This window comes from Acidovorax sp. YS12 (assembly GCA_021496925.1).
Lineage (GTDB): Bacteria > Pseudomonadota > Gammaproteobacteria > Burkholderiales > Burkholderiaceae_C > Paenacidovorax.
Genome location: CP053915.1, coordinates 4560719 through 4582291, shown reverse-complemented (window position 1 = coordinate 4582291; position 21573 = coordinate 4560719). Strand labels below are relative to the sequence as shown.

The window sequence follows — 21573 nt, the reverse complement described above, 5'->3', positions numbered from 1 at the left end:
GAGCGGGCAGCGCGCCCGCACCCTACCAAGCCTTGGCATGAAAGGAAAGCACTTGCCCCTCAATGAAGCACGCCGCATCGTGCGAGTGCACGAGAGAGCCGGGGATCAACCCTAGCTGTCGTACTCGTAGCAGCGGTCGAACACGTCCTTGAGCCGGTGTTCCCAGCGCCGCTTGTCGGCCTCGGGGGCAAAGCTGGCCTCGAAGCTGTTCCAGGCCAGTTGGTAGGCGTGGCGCGCCGTCAGGCCCGTGGCGGCGAAGACCTGGGTGAAGTTCTCGTTGATGTAGCCGCCGAAGTAGGCCGGGTCGTCCGAATTCACCGTGGCGGCCAGGCCAGCGTCGAGCAATTGGCGCAGGTTGTGCTGCGCCAGGCTGGGGAATACGCGCAGCTTGAGGTTGGACAGCGGGCAGACGGTGAGCGCGATGCGCTCGCGCGCCAGGCGCTGCATCAGCAGGGCGTCGTGCACGGCCTGCACGCCATGGTCGATGCGCTCGGCCTTGAGCACATCGAGCGCGCTCCAGATGTAGGCCGGCGGGCCCTCCTCGCCCGCATGGGCGACCGCGTGCAGGCCCAGTGCGCGGCAGCGCGCGAACACGCGCGCGAACTTCTCCGGCGGGTGGCCGCGTTCGCTGCTGTCCAGGCCGACGCCGATGATCTTGTCCAGGTACGGCTGCGCCTGCTCCAGCGTGGCGAAGGCGTCCTCCTCGCTGAGGTGGCGCAGGAAGCAAAGGATGAGCGCGCTGGAGATACCCAGCTCGGCGCGCGCCTCCACGCAGGCGCGGTGCAGGCCGCCCACCACGGTTTCCATGGCCACGCCGCGCGCGGTGTGGGTCTGCGGGTCGAAGAAAAGCTCGGCGTGCGCTACGTTATCCATAGCTGCTCGCGCAAGGTAGGCGCGGCCCAGATCGTAAAAATCCTGTTCATGCAGCAGCACGCTGGCACCGGCGTAGTAGATGTCGAGAAAGCTCTGCAGATCGGTGAAGGCGTAGGCGCTGCGCAGCGCCTCGACGCTGGCGTAGGGCAACTGCACGCCGTTGCGCTGCGCCAGCGCGAAGATCATCTCGGGCTCCAGCGAGCCTTCGATGTGGATGTGCAGCTCCGCCTTGGGCATGGCGCGCAGCAGCGCGGGCAGGCGCTCGGCGGGGACGGGGGGTACCTTGAACATCGGCGGTCTCCAGAAGTGGCGCAGCCATTGTGCGCCCGGCAGGCGAGAAAAAAAGCGCCCCGGCCTGGCGGCGGGGGCGCGCTTGGCCGCAAGGCCGGATCACTCGGACACGGTCACCGTCTGGTAGTTCTTGTCGGCAGTGATTTCCGATTCGGCGAAGGGCACGCGCAGCCACTGCTGGGCGCCATAGGCCTGGGTGTAGTCGGCATAGTGGGCCGAGCCGGGGTCATCCGACAGCGAGAAGGTCAGGAAGGTGTAGGCCTGCACCCCGCCCGCCGGGAAGTTCACCACTTGCATGTAGCTGTTGCCGTGCGGCTGGCCGTCCATGCTGTAGCCGCCCTGGCCGATGGGGTTCTCCGAGCAGTTGATGGTGAAGTAGCCCACGCCGCCGCAGCCGCCGTACAGCGCCGTCCTGACGCCGCCGCGCGCGGAGAACAGCACGTCGCCGCGCGGCGCGTCGAGCGCGAAGCCCGAGGCCTGCACCGCCTGCACTGCGGCGCCGAACGCCTGGCGCAGCGCGTCGGCAGCGCCCGGCTGCAGGTCGCGCGGGGTGTTCAGCGGGTCGGCGGGATTGAACGGCACGGCAAAGAGCTGGGCCGCCGGCACCTGCACGCGGGTCCAGAACTCATCCCACACGTGCGAGCCGCGCGCGCCGGTGCCCCCCCGGTTGTCCCAGGCGCGCAGCGTGGCGCAGGCGGCCGCCACGTCCTGCGTGGCGGACGGCGTGGCGCACACCAGGTCGAGCGCCTGGTCCTTGAAGCGCTCGGCGCTGAACACGCGGCTGTTCAGCACCATCTGGCGCACGATCTCGCTCGTGGCCTTGTTGCCGGGGTAGCCGTCGGTGCCCGCCAGGCGCTCCAGCGCCATGGTGTGGCCCAGGCGCGTGCGCAGAGACTGGGCCGCCGTGCCTGCGGCGCCGAAGATGCTCGGGAAGCCGGTGAGCGGCGCGCTGGCGTTGGCCAGCCAGTAGCTGTCGTTCATGTTGCCCACATAGTCGTCACGCAGCAGGCTGGGCATGCGCGCCACGCCGATGGCGCCCTTTTGCACCGAGTCGGCGTCGGTCCGCCAGTGGCAGGCGCTGCGCGCGCCGTCGAGGATGGGCACCTCGGGCAGCGCCGCCGCCATGGCCTTGCCGATGGGCGTGGTGCAGGCGGCCAGCAGATCGGGCGGCGCATTCGGCACGGTGCCGATGTCGGCATACCAGGCGCGGGCAGCGCCGCGCCCGACGGCCACGGTGTTCACCCAGGGAATGGCGGCCTCTTCCTTCTGGATCTGCGTGAATTCGTCGAGCGACTTGGCCTGGTTCCAGCGCAGCCAGTTGCGCAGGCTGCGGAAGTTCTCGCCGTTGATGTCGCGCATGGCGAATGCCGAGGCGGTGTTCCAGCCCAGCGCCGGATTCAGGCTGGCGAGGTTGACCATGGGCCCGTACTCGGTCTTGTAGAGGGTGCGGCTCACCGTGGCGGTGGCGCCCGAGGCCTGGCGCACCTCCACCGTGATGGGGTTGGCCTTCATCTTCACGGCCTGGCCGTCGAGCAGGTAGCTGGTCGGGTCGTTCGGCGCCAGCGTGAGCTGGAAGAAGCCGAAGCGCCGCGCCGTGGAAACGGTGTGGCTCCAGGCCACGTTGTCGTTGAAGCCGATCTGCACCATCGGCAGGCCGAGGAACGACGCGCCGCTGACGTTCAGCTCCCCGGGAATGGTGAGCTGCGCCTGGTAGAAGCGGTCCGGCCCCTTCCAGTACCAGTGCGGGTTGCCGAACAGCACCGGGCTGGCGTCGCCCGTGCCGGCCGTGCCGAAGCCGTACATGTTGCTGCCGATGCCGGCGCTGCCGCCCACCTGGAGCGGCGGCGCGGTGATGCTGGCGGGGTCGGGCACCTGCATGTCCTGCCCCGCCTTGGCGGCCGTGGCCGTTGGCGCAACGGCGTTGGCGATGGCCGCGACGAAGTTGCTGTAGCCCGCCGCGAGGTTGGCGACGTACATGCGCCGCAGCAGGTCCTGCTCGGTGATGGGGCGCACCCAGGCTTCGCCGCGGCAGGCGGCATGCGCCTTGCCGCTGGCTTGGTTGTCGCGCACGTAGCGGTTGTAGCCCGCCACGAAGCCGGCCGTCAGCTTGCGCAGGCTGTCGCCTTGCTGGGCCACCATGGCATCGAGCACGTCCTGCGTGATGAGGTGGCGGTGGAAGAAGTCGGAGTCGATGTTGCGCGGGCGCGCGATGGTGCTGTTGTAGACCGCCAGCGCGTCGGCACCGAAAAACTTGGAGCGCTCGCCCCGGTAGGTCAGGAACGAGTCGGCCATGGTGCACAGGTTGTCCTGGGCCTGCGCATAGCCGTAGCCGTAGCCCAGGCCGCCCCAGTCGCTGGCCTTGATGTGCGGCACGCCCATGGTGGTGCGGCGGATCTCGGCGCTGTAGTGGGCGGAATCGTCGCTGCCGCTACTGCCGCACGCGGCCAATGCGGCCAGCGCGACCAAGGAAAGCGGCCGCAGGCCACGGGTGATGTGGTACGTCATAGGTTTGTCTCCTTCTGTTGTTGTCCCCTGCGGGGCAGGGCGACCACAGGGTACAGACAAACCGGCGCGCCTGCTCGCGTCCACGGGAATGGCCCCCCCTACACCCTCCAAAGCGGGCAGCTTTGCACCTTGGAACGGGCCAATAAAAAGGCCGCCCGAGGGCGGCCCTTTCATTGCCGAAGCACGGCGCGCGGCTTACTTGCCGTTGCCGCCCGGCACCTTGCCTTCCACGCCCTTGACGTAGAAGTTGATGCCGGTGAGGAATTTGTCATCGGCCACGGCGTCCTTGTCCAGCACCGTCTGGCCGGCGTTGTTCACGATCGGGCCCTTCCAGATCACGAACGTGCCGTCCTTCAGGCCGGCCTTGGCGGCATCGACCTTGGCCTTGGCCTCGGCGGGCACGTCCTCGGCGACGGACACCAGGTCGATGGCGCCTTCCTTCACGCCCCACCAGCTCTGGCCCGTGGTCCAGGTGCCGTCCAGCACGTCCTTGGTGGCCTTGGCGTAGTACGGCAGCCAGTTGATGACGGCCGAGCCCAGGTGCGCCTTGGGGCCGTAGGCGGTCATGTCGGAATCCCAGCCGAAGGCGCGCTTGCCCTTTTCCTCGGCCGTCTTGAGCACGGCGGGGGAGTCGGTGTTCTGGAACAGCACGTCGGCACCGCCGTTGATCAGCGAAGTGGCGGCCTCGGTCTCCTTGGGCGGGCTGAACCACTCGTTGACCCAGACCACCTTGGTCTTGATCTTGGGGTTCACGCTCTGCGCGCCCAGGGTGAAGCTGTTGATGTTGCGCAGCACCTCGGGGATGGGCACGGAGCCGACCACGCCCAGCGTGTTGGTCTTGGTCATGGCGCCCGCGATGATGCCCGCGAGGTAGGCGCCCTCGTAGGTGCGGCTGTCGTAGGTACGCACGTTCTCGCTGGTCTTGTAGCCCGTGGCGTGCTCGAAGCGCACGTCCTTGAACTCCTCGCCCAGCTTCTGCATCACGTCCATGTAGCCGAAGGTGGTGCCGAAGATCACCTTGTTGCCCTGGGTGACCATGTCGCGCAGCACGCGCTCGGCGTCGGGGCCCTCGGGCACGCTCTCCACGTAGGAGGTCTGGATCTTGTCGCCGAACTCGGCCTCCAGCTTCTTGCGCGCCTGGTCGTGGGCGTACGACCAGCCGCCGTCGCCCACCGGGCCGACGTAGGCGAAGCCGATCTTCAGCGGCTCGGGCTTGGGCGCGGGCGCCTCGGCCGCCGGTGCGGCGGGGGCCGGCGCGGGCGCGGGCTCCTCCTTCTTGCCGCAGCCCACCAGGGCCGTGGCCGCCACCGCCGACAGCGCGGCCAGCTTGAACAGGGAACGCTTGTGCAAATCCGTCATGACTTTCCTTCAGGGGAGTGAAAAACAACCGGGGCGCCACAAGGGCCCGCGCCCGCTGGCAGGCCAGGGGCGCATGGTGGCACGAAACCTTTACTTGCCTTCCGTGCCGGGAACCTTGCCCTCCACGCCGGCGACGTAGAAGTTGATGCTGGAGAGGAATGGCAGGTCGCCGACCTGGCCCGCAGCCAGGACTTCCTTGCCCGCGTTGTCCTTGACCGGGCCGGTCCAGACGGCAAAGCTGCCGTCCCGCAGGCCGGCGCGGGCCTTGGCCACGCGGTCCTTGATCTCTTGCGGCACGTCGTCGGCAATCTTCAGCAGGTCGATGGCGCCTTCCTTCACGCCCCACCAGTGGGCGCCGCCCTGCCATTGCCCGGCCAGCGTGTCGCCCACCACCTTGGTGTAGTACGGGCCCCAGTCGATCACGGCCGAGCCCAGGTGCGCCTTGGGCGCATAGGCGCTCATGTCGCCGTCCTTGCCGAAGGCGCGCACGCCGCGCTCCTCGGCGGTCTTGAGCACCGAGGGCGAATTGGTGTTCTGGTACATCACGTCCACGCCGCCGTTGACCAGCGAGGTGGCGGCCTCGGCCTCCTTGGGCGGGCTGAACCATTCGTTGACCCAGACCACCTTGGCCTTGATCGCCGGGTCCACGCTCTGCGCGCCGAGCACGAAGCTGTTGATGTTGCGCACCACTTCGGGGATCGGCACCGAGGCCACCACGCCCACCGTCTTGGTCTTGCTCATGCCGCCGGCCACGATGCCGGCGAGGTACGCGCCCTCGAAGGTCTTGGTGTCGTAGGTGGCCACGTTGTCGGCCTGCTTGTAGCCGGTGGCGTGCTCGAACTTCACGTCCTTCAGGTCCGCGGCCACCTTCTGCACGAATTCCTGGTAGCCAAAGCTGGTGGCGAACACCAATTTGGTGCCCTGCGCCCCCATGTCGCGCAGCACGCGCTCGGCATCGGCGCCCTCGGGCACGCTTTCGACGAACGTGGTTTCGACCTTGTCGCCGAACTTCTCCTGGATCGCGCGGCGGCCCAGCTCGTGCTGGTAGGTCCAGCCACCGTCGCCGATCGGGCTGACGTAAACGAACCCCACCTTGAGCTTGTCGGCCGCCGGCGCCGCAGCCGGCGCGGGCGCTGCGGCTGGGGCCTCATCCTTCTTGCCGCACCCCGCCAGGGCAGCGAGAGCGAGCGCCGACAGCGCGGCTGTTTTCAGCAGGGAGCGTTTGTTCACAAGGTTCATGGGTCGAATACGGGGAATGAAAGACAACGAAAAAACTCAACTGCCCGGGTAGAACGGCTTGCCGAGCGAGGCCGGCATGTTCGCACGGATCCATGCCGGATTGCGCGAGATCAAGACCAGCACCACGATGGTCGCCAGGTACGGCAACATGGAAAGCAATTGGCTTGCCAACTGCACGCCCGTGGCCTGCAAATGGAACTGGAGCATGGTCACGCCGCCGAACAGGTACGCGCCGAGCAGCACGCGCGCCGGCCGCCAGGTGGCGAACGTGGTCAGCGCCAGCGCGATCCAGCCGCGCCCCGCCACCATGCCCTCGACCCACAGCGGGGTGTATTCCAGCGAGATGAAGGCGCCCGCCAGCCCGCACAGCGCCCCGCCGAACACCACCGCCCCGAGGCGGATCCAGCGCACCGGGTAGCCCAGCGCATGCGCCGACTGGGGCGACTCGCCCACCGCGCGCAGCACCAGGCCGGCGCGCGTGCGGTCCAGGAACCAGATCAGCGCCACGGCCAGCACCATGGCGCCATAGACCAGCGGGTCGTGGTCGAACAGCGCCGGGCCGACCAGGGGCAGGTCGCGCAGGTAGGGAATGCCGTCCTGCGCCAGCTCCGGCAGCTTGGCCTGCACGAAGTTCTGGCCCGCGAAAGCCGAGAAGCCCACGCCGAACAGGGAGAGCGCCAGCCCGGTGGCGTACTGGTTGGTGTTGAGCCAGATCACCAGGACGCCGAAGACCGCCGCCAGCAACGCCCCGGCCAGCGCCCCGGCCGCGAAGCCCAGCCATTCATTGCCCGTGCCCACGGTCGTGGCGAAGCCCGCCAGCGCGGCGCACAGCATCATGCCCTCGGCCCCGAGGTTGACGATGCCGGCCTTTTCGTTGACCAGCAGCCCGAGCGCCGCCAGCGCGATCACCGTGCCCGCGCTGAGGGTGGAGCCGATCAGCAGTGCATACGATTCCATTACCTGCCCCCCTTGGACGGCCGCGCCCAGCGCACCCGGTACGCCACCAGCGTGTCGCACGCCAGCAGCGTGAACAGCAGCAGCCCCTGGAACACGCCCGTGAGCGACTTGGGCAGCCCCAGGCGCGACTGCGCCAGCTCGCCACCGATGTAGAACATGCTCATGAGGATGGCCGACAGCACCATGCCCACCGGGTGCAGCCGCCCCACGAAGGCCACGATGATGGCCGCGAAGCCGTAGCCCGCCGGCACATAGGGCGTGAGCTGGCCAATGGGGCCGGCCACCTCCAGCGCGCCCGCCAGGCCCGCGGCAGCGCCGGAGATGAGCAGCGCGCTCCACAGCGCCGAACGGCTGGAAAAGCCGGCATAGCGCGCCGCCGCAGGCGCCAGGCCGCCCACCTGCAAGGCGAAGCCGGCGCGCGTGCGGAACAGGAACACCCACAGCGCCAGCGCCCCCGCCAGGGCCAGCGGCAGGCCGATGGTGACGCGCGAGCCGGTGAACAGCCGGGGCATCTGCGTCACGCGCTCGAACATCTTGGTCTGCGGGAAGTTGAAGCCCATGGGGTCCTTCCAGGGCCCATAAACCAGGTAGCCCAGCACCAGCGTGGCCACGTAGACCAGCATCAGGCTCACCAGGATCTCATTGGCGTTGAAGCGGTCGCGCAGCAGCGCCGTGACGCCCGCCCAGGCCATGCCGCCAAGCATGCCCGCGAGCAGGATGGCGGGCACGATCCACGGCCCGGTGGTCTTGCCGGCCAGCAGCGCCACGCCGCCCGCCGCCACGGCACCGATGACGAACTGCCCCTCGGCGCCGATGTTCCACACATTGGAGCGGAAGCACACCGCCAGCCCCAGCGCGATCAGCAGCAGCGGCGTGGCCTTGACGGCCAGTTCGCCCAGGGCGTACGGGGTTCTGATGGGCTCCCAGAAGAACACCTGCAGCCCGCGCACCGGGTCCTTGCCCAGCAGCGCGAACAGCGCCACGCCGATCACCACCGTGATGGCCAGCGCCAGCACCGGCGAGCCGTACGACCACAGGCGCGACGCCTGGGGGCGCGCCTCAAGCTTGAGCATGGCGGGCCTCCTGCGCGTCGTGTCCGGCATCGTGCGCGGCCATGTGCGCCAGGTGCTCCTGCACCTCGGCATGCCACAGGCCGCTCATCCATTCGCCGATGCGCTCCACGCTGGCCTCGGCCCGCGCCACGGAAGGCGACAGGTGGCCCTTGGCCAGCACGTGCAGGCGGTCACAGATTTCAAACAATTCGTCCAGCTCCTCGCTCAGCACCAGCACCGCGCAGCCCGCGTCGCGCAGCGCCAGGATGGCGCCGCGTATCTGCGCGGCGGCGCCCACGTCCACGCCCCAGGTGGGCTGCGAGACGATGAGCAGGCGCGGGCCCGCGTCGATCTCGCGGCCCACGATGAATTTCTGCAGGTTGCCGCCCGACAGCGACTGCGCCGTGGCATCCGGCCCCCCGGCCTTGACGCCGAAGCGCGCGATGATGCCGCTGGCCTGCGCGCGCAACGCGCGCATGCGGATCCACCCGCCCGCGCCCAGCGCGTCGCCACGGGTCAGAAGCAGGTTGTGTGCCAGCCCCATGCCGGGCACGGCGCCACGGCCCAGGCGCTCCTCGGGCACGAAATGCAGGCCCAGCGCGCGCCGCTGGCGCGGGTTCAGGCGCCCGCTGGGCACCATGCCGCGCGGGCCGCCGATCTGCACCATGGCGGGCTGCGCGCGCTGGTCTTCGCCCGACAGCGCGTACAGCAGCTCCCGCTGCCCGTTGCCCGAGACCCCCGCAATGCCCACCACCTCGCCCGCGCGCACCTCGAACTGCAGGTCGGTGAGATCGACGCCGAAGGCATCGCCACGCGGCAGCGTCAGCCCCTCGACGCGCAGCACCGGCGCGCCCGCCTGCACCGCGCGGTAGGTCAGCGCGGGCGGCTCGGCGCCGATCATCAGGCGTGACAGGGACGCATTCGATTCCTCGCGCGGATCGCAAACCCCCGTCACCTGGCCCGCCCGCATCACGGTGCAGGCCGTGCACAGCGCGCGGATCTCGTGCAGCTTGTGGCTGATGTAGAGGATGCTGCAGCCCTCGCCCGCCAGCTTGCGCAGCACCACGAAGAGCTTTTCCACCGCCTGCGGCGTGAGCACCGAGGTCGGTTCGTCGAGGATCAGCAGGCGCGGGTTGGCCAGCAGCGCGCGGATGATCTCCACGCGCTGCATCTCGCCCACGCTGAGCGTATGCACCGGGCGCAGCGGGTCGATCTCCAGGCCGTATTCGGCCGCCTTCGCGGCGATGCGCTGCGTCACCTCGGCCAGCGACAGGGTCTTGTCCAGGCCCAGCCACACGTTCTCGGCCACCGAGAGCGTGTCGAACAGGCTGAAGTGCTGGAACACCATGGCAATGCCCAGCTGCCGCGCCTCCTGCGGGTTGCGGATGTGCACCGCGCGCCCGTCCACCTGCACCGTCCCCTCGTCGGGCTTGACGGCGCCGTAGATGATCTTCATCAGCGTGGACTTGCCCGCGCCGTTCTCGCCCAGCACGGCATGGATCTCGCCCGGGCGCACCGCCAGGGACACGCCGCTGTTCGCCACCACGGACGGGTAGCGCTTGGTGATGCCGGCCAGTTGCAGCCGCAACGGTGGCGGCGCGGCGCCGCTGGCGGGGGGAGCGTCGGGGGAATGCATGGGGCGGATTGTCTCTCAAATTGTCACCGGCCATGTGCCCCAAAGAGTCCAGACGCTTGCCCCATGCGCGCCAGCAGCTATGCTTTTGGTAGTAACGCAACAGCCTGGGGCGCGCGTGCGCACGCAAACCACACCGGGCGCGGCAGTTTTGCGCGCGCATGACACGGCTGCGTTTTTTGTCATAAGGTAGAGGCCCATACCGCACTCCGCCGCCGCCCCATGAATTCCCGCCCCCTGACGTTCGTGCACCGAGGCCAGCTGGTCACGCTTTCCCACGTTCCGCCCGACCGCACCCTGCTGGAGCTGCTGCGCGAAGACCTGGGCCTGACCGGCACCAAGGAAGGCTGCGGCGAGGGCGACTGCGGCGCCTGCACCGTGGTGCTGGGCGACGCCGTGCACGGCCGCGTGCGCTACCAGGCGGTGAACGCCTGCATCCGCATGGCGCACTCCCTCAACGGCATGGCGCTGTGGACGGTGCAGGACCTGGCGCAGGCCGACGGCACGCTGCACCCCGCGCAGCAGGCGCTGCTGCAGTGCCACGGCAGCCAGTGCGGCTTTTGCACGCCCGGCTTCGTGATGAGCCTGTTCGCCCTGTACCAGAACCACACCGGCCAGGGCCGCCCGGTCAGCCGCGCGCTGGCGCAGGAAACCCTCTCGGGCAACCTGTGCCGCTGCACCGGCTACCGCCCCATCCTCGACGCCGCCCAGCAGATGGCCAGCCTGCCCCCGGCGCCGCTGGACGAAGCCGAATTGCTACAGAAACTGGAGCTGGCGGCGCTTGCCTCCGTAAGCCCGGAGGCCGATTGGATCTATATCGCCCCGACCACCCAGGCCGAGCTGCTGGCCGCGCGCGCCGCCTACCCGCAGGCCCAGGTGGTGGCCGGCGCCACCGACGTCGGGCTGTGGATCACCAAGCAGCACCGCCAGTTCGCCCAGGTGCTGGACGTGACGCGCGCCGCCGAGCTGCGCCGCATCGAGGACGATGGCGCCGGGCTGCGCATCGGCGCCGCCGTCACCCTCACCGACGCCTTCGCCGCGCTGCAGCGCCAGTGGCCGCAGCTGCAGCGCTTTGCCGCGCGCTTCGCCGGCCTGCCGGTGCGCAACGCAGGCACGCTGGGCGGCAACGTGGCCAACGGCTCGCCCATCGGCGACTCCATGCCGCTGCTGATCGCGCTGCGCGCCCAGGTGGTGCTGGCCAGCATGCGCGGCGAGCGCACGCTGGCGCTCGAAGACCTGTACACCGGCTACCGCCAGAACGCCATGGCGCCGGACGAGCTGCTGGTGCGCATCCTGGTGCCGCGCCCGGCCCCCGAGGGGCTGCTGCGCGCCTACAAGGTGTCCAAGCGCTGGGACGACGACATCTCCGCCGTGTGCCTGGCCCTGCACCTGGACATCGCCGATGGCGTGGTGCGCCGCGCCAGCATCGGCGCGGGCGGCGTGGCCGCCACGCCCGCGCGGGCGCGCCAGACCGAGGCCCTACTGACCGGCCAGCCCTGGACCGAGGCGCTGGCCCGGCGCGCCGGCGCAGCGCTGCAGGCCGAGTTCACGCCGATTTCCGACATGCGCGCCAGCGGCGCCTACCGCAGCGCCGTGCTGGCCGGCCTGGTGCGGCGCTACTGGCTGGAGAGCCAGGGCCAGGCGGCCGTCTCGCTGGAGGATTTTTCGCTCGCGGACTGCGCGCCGCAGGAGGAGCCGGCATGACACGCTCGCCCGCCCCCCCAGTCACCCTCCCCCGCGCCCAGCCTGCCATGGGCCAGCCGCACCCGCACGAGAGCGCCCGCGCCCAGGTGACGGGCGGCGCCAGCTACATCGACGACCTGCCCGAGGTGCGCGGCACGCTGTACGCGGCGCCCATCCTCTCGCGCATCGCCCACGGGCGCCTGCACGGCGTGGACGCCTCCGCCGCGCTGCAGTTGCCCGGCGTGCGCAGCGTGGTGCTGGCGGCGGACGTTCCGGGCGACAAGCTGCTCGCCGCCTTCGCCCACGACGAGCCGGTGTTCGCCATCGACCGCGTGGAGTACGCCGGGCAGGTCATCGGCCTGGTGGTGGCCGACAGCGTCGAACAGGCGCGCCGCGCCGCGCGCCTGGTGCGTGCCGACACCACGCCGCTGCCGGCGGTGCTGAGCGTGCAGCAGGCGCTAACGCAGCAGAGCTACGTGCTGCCCCCGGTGTTCGTGCGCCGTGGCGATGCCGCGGCGGCGCTGGCGCGCGCGCCGCACCGCCTGCGCGGCCAGCTCGAAGTGGGCGGGCAGGAGCATTTCTACCTGGAGGGCCAGATCGCCTACGCGCTGCCGCAGGAGCAGGGGCAATGGCTCATCCACTCCAGCACCCAGCACCCGGGCGAGGTGCAGCACTGGGTGGCGCACGCGCTGGCCGTGGACAGCCACGCCGTGCGCGTGGAGTGCCGCCGCATGGGCGGCGGCTTCGGCGGCAAGGAAACGCAGGCCGGCCACCTGGCCGTGTGGGCCGCCGTGGCGGCGCGCAAGGTGGGCCGCCCGGTCAAGCTGCGCCTGGACCGCGACGACGATTTCCTCGTCACCGGCAAGCGCCACCCCTTCGCCTACGACTGGGAGGTGGGCTTCGACGGCGCGGGCCGCATCCAGGGCCTGCAACTGCGCATGGCCGCCAACTGCGGCTTCAGCGCCGACCTGTCGGGCCCGGTGGCCGACCGCGCGGTGTTCCACTGCGACAACGCCTACTTCCTGCAGGACGTGGAAATCGCCTCGTACCGCTGCAAGACGAACACGCAAAGCCACACCGCGTTCCGCGGCTTCGGCGGGCCCCAGGGAGTGATCGCCATCGAGACCATCCTGGGCGACATCGCGCGCGCCCTGGGCCGCGACGCGCTGGACGTGCGCATGGCCAACCTCTACGGCCTGGGCGAGCGCAACGTCACCCACTACCAGATGCCGGTGGAGGACAACATCCTGCACGATCTGCTACCAAAGTTAGAGCTGTCAGCGCAGTACCGTAGCCGCCTGGAGGCCATTTCGGCCTGGAACGCGCGCCACGCCGTCCTGAAGCGCGGCATCGCCATCACGCCGGTGAAGTTCGGCATCAGCTTCACCGCCACGCTGTTCAACCAGGCGGGCGCGCTGGTGCATGTCTATACCGACGGCAGCGTGCAGGTGAACCACGGCGGCATCGAGATGGGCCAGGGCCTGCACACCAAGGTGGCGCAGATCGTGGCCGACGAGCTGGGCGTGCCGCTGGCGCGCGTCCTCGTGACCGCCAGCGACACCAGCAAGGTGCCCAACGCCAGCGCCACCGCCGCCAGCAGCGGCACCGACCTCAACGGCCGCGCGGCACAGTACGCGGCGCGCAACGTGCGCGCCAACCTGGCCGCCTTCGTGTGCGGGCTGGACGGCTGCGGCGCCGGGGAGATCCAGTTCCAGGGCGGGCAGGTCATCTCGCCCAAGACGGTGCGCGCGTGGAGCGACGTGGTGCAGCAGGCCTACGCCAACCGCATCCAGTTGTGGAGCGACGGCTTCTACCGCACGCCCAAGATCCACTACGACAAGACCACGCTGACCGGCCGGCCGTTCTACTACTTCGCCTACGGCGCGGCCTGCTGCGAGGTGGTGGTGGACACGCTCACCGGCGAGAGCCGGGTGCTGGCCGTGGACATCCTGCACGACGTGGGCCACAGCATCAACCCGGCCATCGACATCGGCCAGATCGAGGGCGGCTTCATCCAGGGCATGGGCTGGCTCACCACCGAGCAGCTCGTGTGGAACGACCAGGGGCTGCTCGCCACGCACGCGCCCAGCACCTACAAGATCCCGGCCACGGGCGACGTGCCGGCGCGCTTTCGCGTCGCCCTGTGGCCCGAGGCCAACCGCGAGGACAACGTGGGCGGCAGCAAGGCCGTGGGCGAGCCGCCGTTCATGCTCGCCGTGGCCGTGTACGAGGCCCTGCGCAACGCCGTGGCCGCCGCGCGCGCCGACGGCGCCCCGGTGCGCCTCACGGCCCCGGCCACGGCCGAGAACCTGCTGCGCGCGCTGGGCGGGCTGGACGCCGCCGCGCGCCCCGGGCCAGGGCATGAATAATGGCAAAATCGGCCTCAAACCCAATGCAGACAAGCGCTGGCAGCTATGTTTTTTGATGCGCCATGCCCCCGGGCCAGCGCATGAAGACCTTCCACGTTCTGCCAGCGCCCGCGTTGCGGCCTTTCGTCGATCGCATCTGGGGGTGGGAGAGCACGGACGGCGCGCCGGTCCCGCTGCCGACCCTGCTGCCCGGCACCGGCGCGGAACTGTATCTGCACTACGGGGCGCCGTTCCGCTACCTGGCGCCGGACGGCCAGCCCATGGCGTGCCCGCAGGGGCACCTGTTCTGCCTGCGCCGCCATGCCGTGCGGCTGCTGCCGACCCCGCACATCGGCTTCATCGCCGTGCGGTTCAAGGCCGGCATGGTGCACCGCTTCACGCGCCTTCCCGGCCTGGCGCTGCCGGACCGCGCGCTGCCGGCCGAGGAGGCCTTCGGCCCTGCCGCGCGCGATGTGCTGCGCCACCTCGCCCGTGCGGCGGCGCCGCGCGACACGCTGCCGCGCCTCCAGGCCTTCCTGCTCCGCCATTGGAAGCACGAAGCACCCGACCTTCTGGCCGAAGGCGCCGCCGCACGGATCTACCGGCATTTCTCCTCGCTGTCGATCGACGCCCTGGCCCGCGCCATGCCGCTGGGCCGGCGGCAGTTCGAGCGCCGCTTTCTGTCGCTGACTGGAAGCACACCGATGGAATTCAAAGGCCTGAGCCGCTTCCAGCACACCGTCCGGACGTTGATGCTGGAGGGCGCGGCGCATCCGCGCGACGCCGCGCTGTCCCACGGGTACTACGACCAGGCGCATTTCATCCACGACTTCCGGAAACGGGCCGGCGCCCCGCCGGATCTGTTTCTCCAGGAGGCCCGAACGAAGACGCATTTCTACAATACGCGCCGCGATCTCCCGGGCATGCTCGGCCCCCCTGAAACCACTTCATGAAGGAGCCCTGCATGTTCGTACTGGTCGTTGAACTGGAAGCCCAGCCCCACTGCCTTGACCGGCTTGAAAGCCTTTTGCATGCCATGGTCGCGCTGGCCGGGCAGGAAGACGGCATCGTCTTCTATGCGGCCCATCGCTCGCTGGAAAACCCCAACACCTTCGTCCTCTACGAGCGGTACAAGAACCGCGCGGACTGGGAAGCGCACCTCCAGCGGCCCGAGGTCGAGGCGGCGCTGCAGCAGTTCGGCACGCTGCTGACGGCCCCGCCGAAGGTCACGCGCTGCGAGATGGTCTGCAGCACCGGCCGCCTGGGCCAGTAAGCCCTGGCGGAAGATGCGATGACACCTCCATCGACACCGCGCCTGGGCGCGGCACTGTGGGCCGCCGGAATGCCCGGGGTTCTCGTGCTGGCGCTGGCCGTGACCCCGCGACTCCTGCAAGGCACTCCGGTCCCGCATGGCGCGGCCATCGCCGCGAGCCTGGTGCAAAGCGGCGTGCTGCTGGCGCTGGCCGCCTGGCTGGGCGCCGCGCTTGCCAGGCCGCTCGGCCTCAAGGCCCCCGTGGCGGAAGCGGCGCTCTGCGGCACGGGCCTCTGGGATGCCGTGAAACCCCAGCTCCTCCCCGGCGCGCTGCTCGGGCTGGCGGCCGGCGCCGCACTGCGCACCGCGGGGCTGGCAGCGCCGCCGGAGCTGCAGCAGGCGGACGCGGCGCTGCACATCCCGGTGGCGGCGCGGCTGCTCTACGGCGGCATCACCGAGGAAATCCTGCTGCGCTGGGGGCTGATGACGCTGCTGGCCTGGCTGCCGTGGCGCTTTCTGCAGCGGCGCGCCGGCCGTCCCCGCGCCAGGTACATGGCTGCGGCAACGCTCGTGGCCGCGCTGTTTTTCGCCATCGGCCACTTTCCGGCGGCGGCTGCCATGGGGGTGCCGTTCACGCCGGCCACGGTGGGCTACCTGCTGGCGGCCAACAGCGTGCCGGGGCTGCTGTTCGGCCTCGCGTACTGGCGCTGGGGCCTGGAGTCGGCCTGCATCGCACACGCCGGCGCGCATCTCGTGGCCCTGGCCGCGGGCGCCTGATACGGGTTTGCATTCAACCGTATAACTAGGCGGGAAGCCGCAGACAGTGCTGTAGCACGGCAAGGCGAACCAACGACGTTAGACGGTTGAAGGCAAATCCGTATGATCAGGACGCGGCGGCTGTTTCCGGGTGCTCCACCACCTGGTTGCGCCCCGCGCGCTTGGCGGCATAGCAAGCCATGTCGGCGGCATGCAGCACCTCGGCCACGCCGGCCAGGCGCGCGTCCAGCGTCACCAGGCCGATGCTCGCCCCGAGCGTGAAGCTGCGCCCCTGGTAGGCGGGCTCCCAGTCCTGCAGCGCCGCGCGCAACTGCTCGGCCACGGCCAGCCCGCGCGCGCGGGTGCAGCCCGGCAGCACCACGGCGAACTCGTCGCCGCCCAGCCGCGCGGCCCAGCCGATCTGGCGCACCTGGGTCTCGATCCGGCGCGCCACGTGGCGCAGCACGTCGTTGCCCGCCTCGTGGCCGGCTTCGTCGTTGAGCACGGCGAAGTGGTCCAGGTCGAGGAACAGCAGCACGCCCGCGCCGCCCGCCGCGCCCTCGTGGCGCTGCGCCAGCAGGGACTGCAGGCGCAGCTCCAGCCCGGCGCGGTTGGCCAGCAGCGTCAGCGGGTCGTGCCGCGCGCCCCAGTCCTGCTGGCGCAGCGCCTCGCGCTCGGCGGTCATGTCCTCCAGGATCCAGACCGACCCGACGCCCTCTTCCGCCTGCCCCAGGGCATGGCCCTGCACGCGCGCCCAGACGGGCCCGCCGTCCTTGCGCAGGAAGCACACGTCGCCGTTGAACGCGCCATGGGCCGTGAACGCCTGGCGCACCTGGCGCTCCAGGTGCTGGTAGTCGGCCACCGAGGCGTGCAGCGTGCTGGCGTGCTGGCCGCGCAGCGCATCCAGCGAATAGCCGAGCATGTGGCAGGCTTGGCGGTTGAGCAGCTCGAAGACACCGCCGCGGATGATGACGATGCCCACGGGCGCATGGTCGAGGATCGCCTGGAAGCGCACGTCCAGCACCGCATGCTGCGTGCGCAGCTGGGCGCGCTGGCGCCCCAGGCTGCGCAGCACGTCGACCAGCGCATCCACCTCGCCCGCCGCGCGCGGCCAGGGTTCCAGCGCATCGGGCCCGGTCTGCAGCAGTTGCGGCGCGCGGTGGCGCAGCACGGCCAGCGGCTGGGCCAGCCAGGCCATGCACAGCATGGCGGCGAGGGCGATGAGCAGCAGCAGGGCCGCCGCCATCCACCACATCTGGCCCCACACGCCCTGGCCGGGCACCGCGCGCGCCTGCACGTCGCTGACGCGCGCCACCATCCATTGCGGCAGCGGCATGCCGGCCATGCTCACGATGTGGGCCGGCTGCAGCTGGGTCTGCGCGCCATCGGCGATGGCCTGCGCGCGCGCCTGCCAATCGGCATAGGCCTGCGCCAGGCCGGGTTCGTCGCGCACCTGCCCGAGGATGCGCGCGGGCTGCGAGTGCGCCAGGATGGTGCCGTCGCGCGTGAACACCACCAGGCGCGAGTCGGCGCGCAGCGGCAGCGCCAGGGCGGGCGGCAGCAGGGCCTGGGATTGCAGGCGCAGCGTGCCGCCGATGACGCCGAACAGGCTGCCGTCCTCGCGGTGCAGCGGCATGGTGAAGAGCAGCCGCGCCTCGCTGGTGTGCTCCGCGATGGGTTCCGAGACCTGGGGCTTGCCGTCGGCCAGCGCGCGGCGCAGGCCGTCGCGCTCGGCGGGGTCGAGGCTGCCGGCCTGCTGCGCGCGGCCGTGGCGCAGGTACAGGCTGAGCAGGCCATTGGAGCGCGCCACCAGCAGGCTGTCGAAAAAACGCGCGGGCTGCAGCCCCTGGTGCAGTTGCGCCTCCAGCGTGGCGGGCGACTCGACCATGGCCGGCGTGATGCCGGCCGCCACCGAAACCAGCAGGCGCTGGCTTTGCTCCACCTTGCCGGCCAGCAGGCGCGCCAGCATTTCGACCTCGTCGTTCTGCTGCGCGGCCAGCCGCCGCACGGTCTCCTGCCCCGACGCCTGCGCCACGATGAAGGCCCCGAGCCCCCCGGCCAGCGCCACCGCGAGCGCGGCCACGAGCATGAGGCGCCACACCATGGCGCCGGGCGCCCACCAGAAGCTGGCCACCGCCCCGGGATGCCCCAGCGGCGAGGGACTCATGCGCGGCCCCGCAGGCACCCCGCTGCACGGGCGACGGCGGCAAAGGCGAAGATGGAAGTCATGGTGCGTTGCGTATCCCTGAGTAGCTCAGGTGAATATACGCAGCGCCCTTGCCGCACCGCCTGGGTGGAACCCTTGAAGCCCGCCGCGGAAAACCCTGATCTGCGTCAGGACGGGGAGGTACCTCAGAGCGTGTTCACGATCTCAGACGCCGGCGACCATCTGCAGCGCGCGCGGCTGCGGCAGGGCCAGCACGTTGCCGGTCCCGGCGATCAGCCCGTGTTCGCGCAGGTGGCGCAGCACGCGCGAGAAGGTCTCGGGCGCGATGCCGAGCTGCGCGGCGATCAGGCGCTTGCGCTGGTGCAGGGTCACGCGCAGAGAGCCGTTGCCGTCATGCTGGGCATGGCGCAGCAGCCACTGGGCGCAGCGCGCCTCGGCGTCCTGCGCCAGGCGGCTGACGGCCAGCTCGGTCTGCTGGCAGTAGCCGGCCGCCATGTCGCGCAGCAGGCTCTGCACCGAATCGGGGAGCACGGCAAAGCCGCGCATGAACGTGTCGCGCGGCACGCTGCGCATGTGCACCACGGTTTCCGCCACCATGTCGACGGCGCAGGGCTGCTCCAGCAGCACCGGTGCGGCATCGAGCCAGGCGGGGCCTTCGACCACGCCGAGCTGGTGGCGCATCTGTTCGCCATCACGCACGCCCAGCAGCACGCGGCCGCTGTCGATGTGCAGTACCGAGGTGGGCCGCTGGTTGCGCACGCGCAGCACCCCGCCAGGCGCCACCACTTCGGCCTGAGCGGAGGGGTCGAAAGACGGAGTCAAAAACATAGGCTGGACTGTGCACGCCCAGGCCCGTTCCGGTTTTGAGACAAATCAACAAAACCCCTGCACTACCGTCAAGAATGCAAAAGATGTCAGGGGGTCGCAGCCCCGGCCTCGAACCACTGCCGCACGAGCGCGCGCTCGGCATCGGTCATGCCGGTGGCGTTGTTCATGGGCATGAGTTTTTGCACCACCACCTGCTGGTAGATGGCCTGTGCGTTCTGCCGCACCGCGTCCGCCGCGTCGAAGCGCAGGTTCTTCATCTGCACCTGCGCGCCATGGCAGCTGTAGCAGCGCTGCGCCAGCACGCCCTGCACGGCGGCAAAGTCCGCCACTGGTGCGGCGACCCCTGCGGGCGCGGGCGTGGCGGGGGCCGGGCGCATCCAGGCGACCGCCGCCAGCAGCACCGCCACGCCGGCCAGCGCATAGGGCAGCGGATTGCCGTTGCGCCCGAGCTTGTAGCCGTGGCGCGCCACGAAGAACTGGCGGATGGCGGCGCCCGCGAACATCATGAGGATGAGCACCAGCCAGTTCTGCGGGTGGCTCCAGGTGAAGCTGTAGTGGTTGCTCAGCATGGCGAACAGCACGGGCAGCGTGAAGTAGGTGTTGTGCACGCTGCGCTGCTTGCCGCGCTTGCCGTGGATCGGATCCACGGGCTGGCCAGCCTTGATGGACGCCACCACCGTGCGCTGGCCGGGGATGATCCAGAAGAACACGTTGGCGCTCATGGCGGTGGCGATCATCGCGCCCACCAGCAGGAAGGCCGCGCGCCCGGCGAACCAGTGGCACGCCAGCCACGAGGCCACGCACACCAGCCCCAGCACCAGGGCGCCGACGATGGCGTCGCCGTTCTTCTTCTGCCCGAAGGTGCGGCACGCCAGGTCGTACAGCAGCCAGAACACGGCCAGGAAGCCCAGCGCCACCGCGATGGCCGTGGCCGGCGCCCAGTCCATGCGCGACTTGTCGACCAGGTAGGTGCTGGCGTTCCAGAGGTACGAGACGGTGAAGAGCGCGAAGCCGCTGAGCCAGGTGCTGTAGCTCTCCCAGAAGAACCAGTGCAGGTGCGCGGGCAGCTTCGGGGGCGCGACGTTGAACTTGACCGGGTGGTAGAAGCCGCCGCCGTGCACGGCCCAGAGTTCGCCGTTCACGCCCTGCTTCTTCAGGTCTTCGTCCTCGGGCGGCGTGAGGCTGCTGTCGAGGAAGACGAAATAGAACGACGAGCCGATCCAGGCGATGGCGGTGATGACGTGGAGCCAGCGCAACAGCAGGTTGGCCCAGTCGAGAAGATAGCTTTCCATGATTCTCAACCTCGCGGCGTGGGGGCCGCTTTCATTGCAACCTGCTCACCACTGCGGGCGCTCTGAGCAGAACGAAAGAACGTGTTGACGATCTTTTCATGGTGTCCGTTGCCCCGCAAAGGCAGTGGCTGCAAGGCGCCCACCGCAAGCCGCACTGGTGTGCGGCGAGGATGGGCAACGCCGCAGACGCTGCCTTTGCGGGGCAACCCTCCGGGCAAGGCAGCAAACAGCCGCACTCGTCGTTGCGCGCCTTGGCCAGGCCGCCAGCATGGCCTGCGGCGCGCGCCTCGATTACGGCTGTTTGCTGCCTTGCGGGCACCATGAAAAGATCATCAACACGTTCTAAGGCCGCGTTCACACTCACCGGGCACCGCTGCGACCTGTCCGAGAGCGTGAAGTGTATGCAATTTTGGTGTACGTTCACAGCCACCAAAACCCTTATTCGACGCGCCGCTGCAGCAACTGCGCGGCCACGGCCACGGCGATCACCTCGGGCTCCTTGCCCGTGATGCCGGGGATGCCGATCGGGCAGGTGACGTGCGCCAGCTCCGCCGGCGTGAACCCGCGCGCGCGCAGCCGGTGGCTGAAGCGTGCCCATTTGGTCCGGCTGCCGATGAGCCCGACGAAGGGCAGGTCGCCCTGGGCGCGCTGGCGCTGCAGGCATGCCGCCACCACGTCCAGGTCTTCGGCATGGCTGAAGCTCATCACGAGCACGCACGCGCCGGGCGCCAGCAGCGGCACGGCGGCCTGCACGGGGCTCGAATGCTCGCACTGCACGCCCTCGGGCACGGGGTCGGGAAAGATGCCGTCGCGGCTGTCGATCCAGGTCAGCGCGAAAGGCAGCGGCTGCAGCACGCGCGCCAGCGCATGGCCCACGTGGCCGCCCCCGAACAGCGCCACGGGCGCCAGGCGCGGCGCCAGGCGCTGGCGCAGCGCGGCGGTGTCCGCGGCCGTGACGACGGTGAAGCGCAGGTGCACGACGCCGCCGCAGCACTGCCCCAGGCTGGGCCCGAGCGCGAAGCGCCGCAGCGCATCGCCGGGCATGCCCGCGAGGTGCGCGCGCGCCGCCGCCAGCGCCTGCCACTCCAGGTGGCCGCCGCCCACCGTGCCCACCACCGCGCCGCCGGCCTCTGTGGCGAGGACGGCCATCCAGGCGCCCGGCGCGCGTGGCGCCGAGCCTTGGGTAGACTCCACCTCCACGAGGCAGGCCGGCCCGCGCGCCAGGCCGTCCAGCAAGCGCTGCCATGCCGCCGCACCCGTCGCCACCGCCCCCGTATCCAGCCCCGTCACCATCACTCCTTGCAGGCTCCAGCCCTGCGCCAGCATAGCGCCCACACC

General features: G+C 70.4%; 16 protein-coding genes. 5 read left to right on the top strand and 11 right to left on the bottom strand.

Translation table 11 applies throughout. From position 1 onward, the window contains the following. Positions 1-111 precede the first annotated feature (111 nt). From YS110_20525 to YS110_20495, 7 genes are all read right to left on the bottom strand, one after another. Positions 112-1164, bottom strand: a complete 1053-nt coding sequence (locus YS110_20525) for an adenosine deaminase (protein ID UJB66983.1) — start codon at positions 1162-1164, stop codon at positions 112-114. Between the two features lie 99 nt (positions 1165-1263). Further along, positions 1264-3669, bottom strand: coding sequence for a penicillin acylase family protein (locus YS110_20520; GenBank protein UJB66982.1), 2406 nt, complete (start codon positions 3667-3669; stop codon positions 1264-1266). Positions 3670-3864: 195 nt separating this feature from the next. Further along, positions 3865-5028 (bottom strand): BMP family ABC transporter substrate-binding protein, encoded by a 1164-nt coding sequence (locus YS110_20515; protein ID UJB66981.1) that lies wholly within the window; start codon positions 5026-5028, stop codon positions 3865-3867. Between the two features lie 90 nt (positions 5029-5118). Continuing rightward, positions 5119-6267, bottom strand: a complete 1149-nt coding sequence (locus tag YS110_20510; protein UJB66980.1) for a BMP family ABC transporter substrate-binding protein — start codon at positions 6265-6267, stop codon at positions 5119-5121. A gap of 36 nt (positions 6268-6303) precedes the next feature. Beyond that, on the bottom strand, positions 6304-7224 hold the full coding sequence (locus YS110_20505) for an ABC transporter permease (GenBank protein ID UJB66979.1): 921 nt from the start codon (positions 7222-7224) through the stop codon (positions 6304-6306). Further along, positions 7224-8297 (bottom strand): ABC transporter permease, encoded by a 1074-nt coding sequence (locus YS110_20500; protein UJB66978.1) that lies wholly within the window; start codon positions 8295-8297, stop codon positions 7224-7226. The genes YS110_20505 and YS110_20500 overlap by 1 nt, the downstream gene beginning before the upstream one ends. After that, entirely contained in the window at positions 8284-9912 is a 1629-nt protein-coding gene (locus tag YS110_20495; GenBank protein UJB66977.1) for an ABC transporter ATP-binding protein, read from the bottom strand. The genes YS110_20500 and YS110_20495 overlap by 14 nt, the downstream gene beginning before the upstream one ends. 219 nt (positions 9913-10131) lie before the next feature. On the opposite strand from YS110_20495, the gene xdhA reads away from it, so the two are divergent. The 5 genes from xdhA (at position 10132) to YS110_20470 (ending at position 15969) form a co-directional block, all read left to right on the top strand. Further along, positions 10132-11613 (top strand): xanthine dehydrogenase small subunit, encoded by a 1482-nt coding sequence (gene xdhA / locus YS110_20490; GenBank protein UJB66976.1) that lies wholly within the window; start codon positions 10132-10134, stop codon positions 11611-11613. Positions 11614-11660: 47 nt separating this feature from the next. After that, a complete protein-coding gene (xdhB, locus tag YS110_20485) occupies positions 11661-13961 on the top strand; it encodes a xanthine dehydrogenase molybdopterin binding subunit (protein ID UJB67538.1) in 2301 nt (766 codons plus the stop codon). Between the two features lie 80 nt (positions 13962-14041). After that, the gene (locus YS110_20480; protein ID UJB66975.1) at positions 14042-14893 is read left to right on the top strand and encodes an AraC family transcriptional regulator; all 852 of its coding nucleotides are present in this window, start codon (positions 14042-14044) and stop codon (positions 14891-14893) included. 11 nt (positions 14894-14904) lie between these two features. Beyond that, positions 14905-15213, top strand: coding sequence for an antibiotic biosynthesis monooxygenase (locus tag YS110_20475; GenBank protein UJB66974.1), 309 nt, complete (start codon positions 14905-14907; stop codon positions 15211-15213). A gap of 69 nt (positions 15214-15282) precedes the next feature. Beyond that, positions 15283-15969 carry a CPBP family intramembrane metalloprotease gene (locus YS110_20470; GenBank protein UJB66973.1) on the top strand — a complete coding sequence of 229 codons (687 nt, stop codon included), beginning with the start codon at positions 15283-15285 and terminating at the stop codon, positions 15967-15969. Positions 15970-16075: 106 nt separating this feature from the next. Here the strand turns inward: YS110_20470 and YS110_20465 are convergent, their stop codons facing one another. The 4 genes from YS110_20465 to xdhC all read right to left on the bottom strand — a co-directional run bounded on the left by YS110_20465 (position 16076) and on the right by xdhC (position 21528). Then, complete coding sequence (locus YS110_20465) at positions 16076-18115, bottom strand: diguanylate cyclase (GenBank protein UJB66972.1); 2040 nt, start codon at positions 18113-18115, stop codon at positions 16076-16078. Between the two features lie 204 nt (positions 18116-18319). Continuing rightward, positions 18320-18943 (bottom strand): Crp/Fnr family transcriptional regulator, encoded by a 624-nt coding sequence (locus YS110_20460; protein ID UJB66971.1) that lies wholly within the window; start codon positions 18941-18943, stop codon positions 18320-18322. Positions 18944-19029: 86 nt separating this feature from the next. Continuing rightward, positions 19030-20235: a urate hydroxylase PuuD gene (locus tag YS110_20455; protein UJB66970.1), complete on the bottom strand. Its 1206-nt coding sequence runs from the start codon at positions 20233-20235 to the stop codon at positions 19030-19032. Between the two features lie 438 nt (positions 20236-20673). Then, positions 20674-21528: a xanthine dehydrogenase accessory protein XdhC gene (gene xdhC, locus YS110_20450; GenBank protein ID UJB67537.1), complete on the bottom strand. Its 855-nt coding sequence runs from the start codon at positions 21526-21528 to the stop codon at positions 20674-20676. Positions 21529-21573 lie beyond the last annotated feature (45 nt).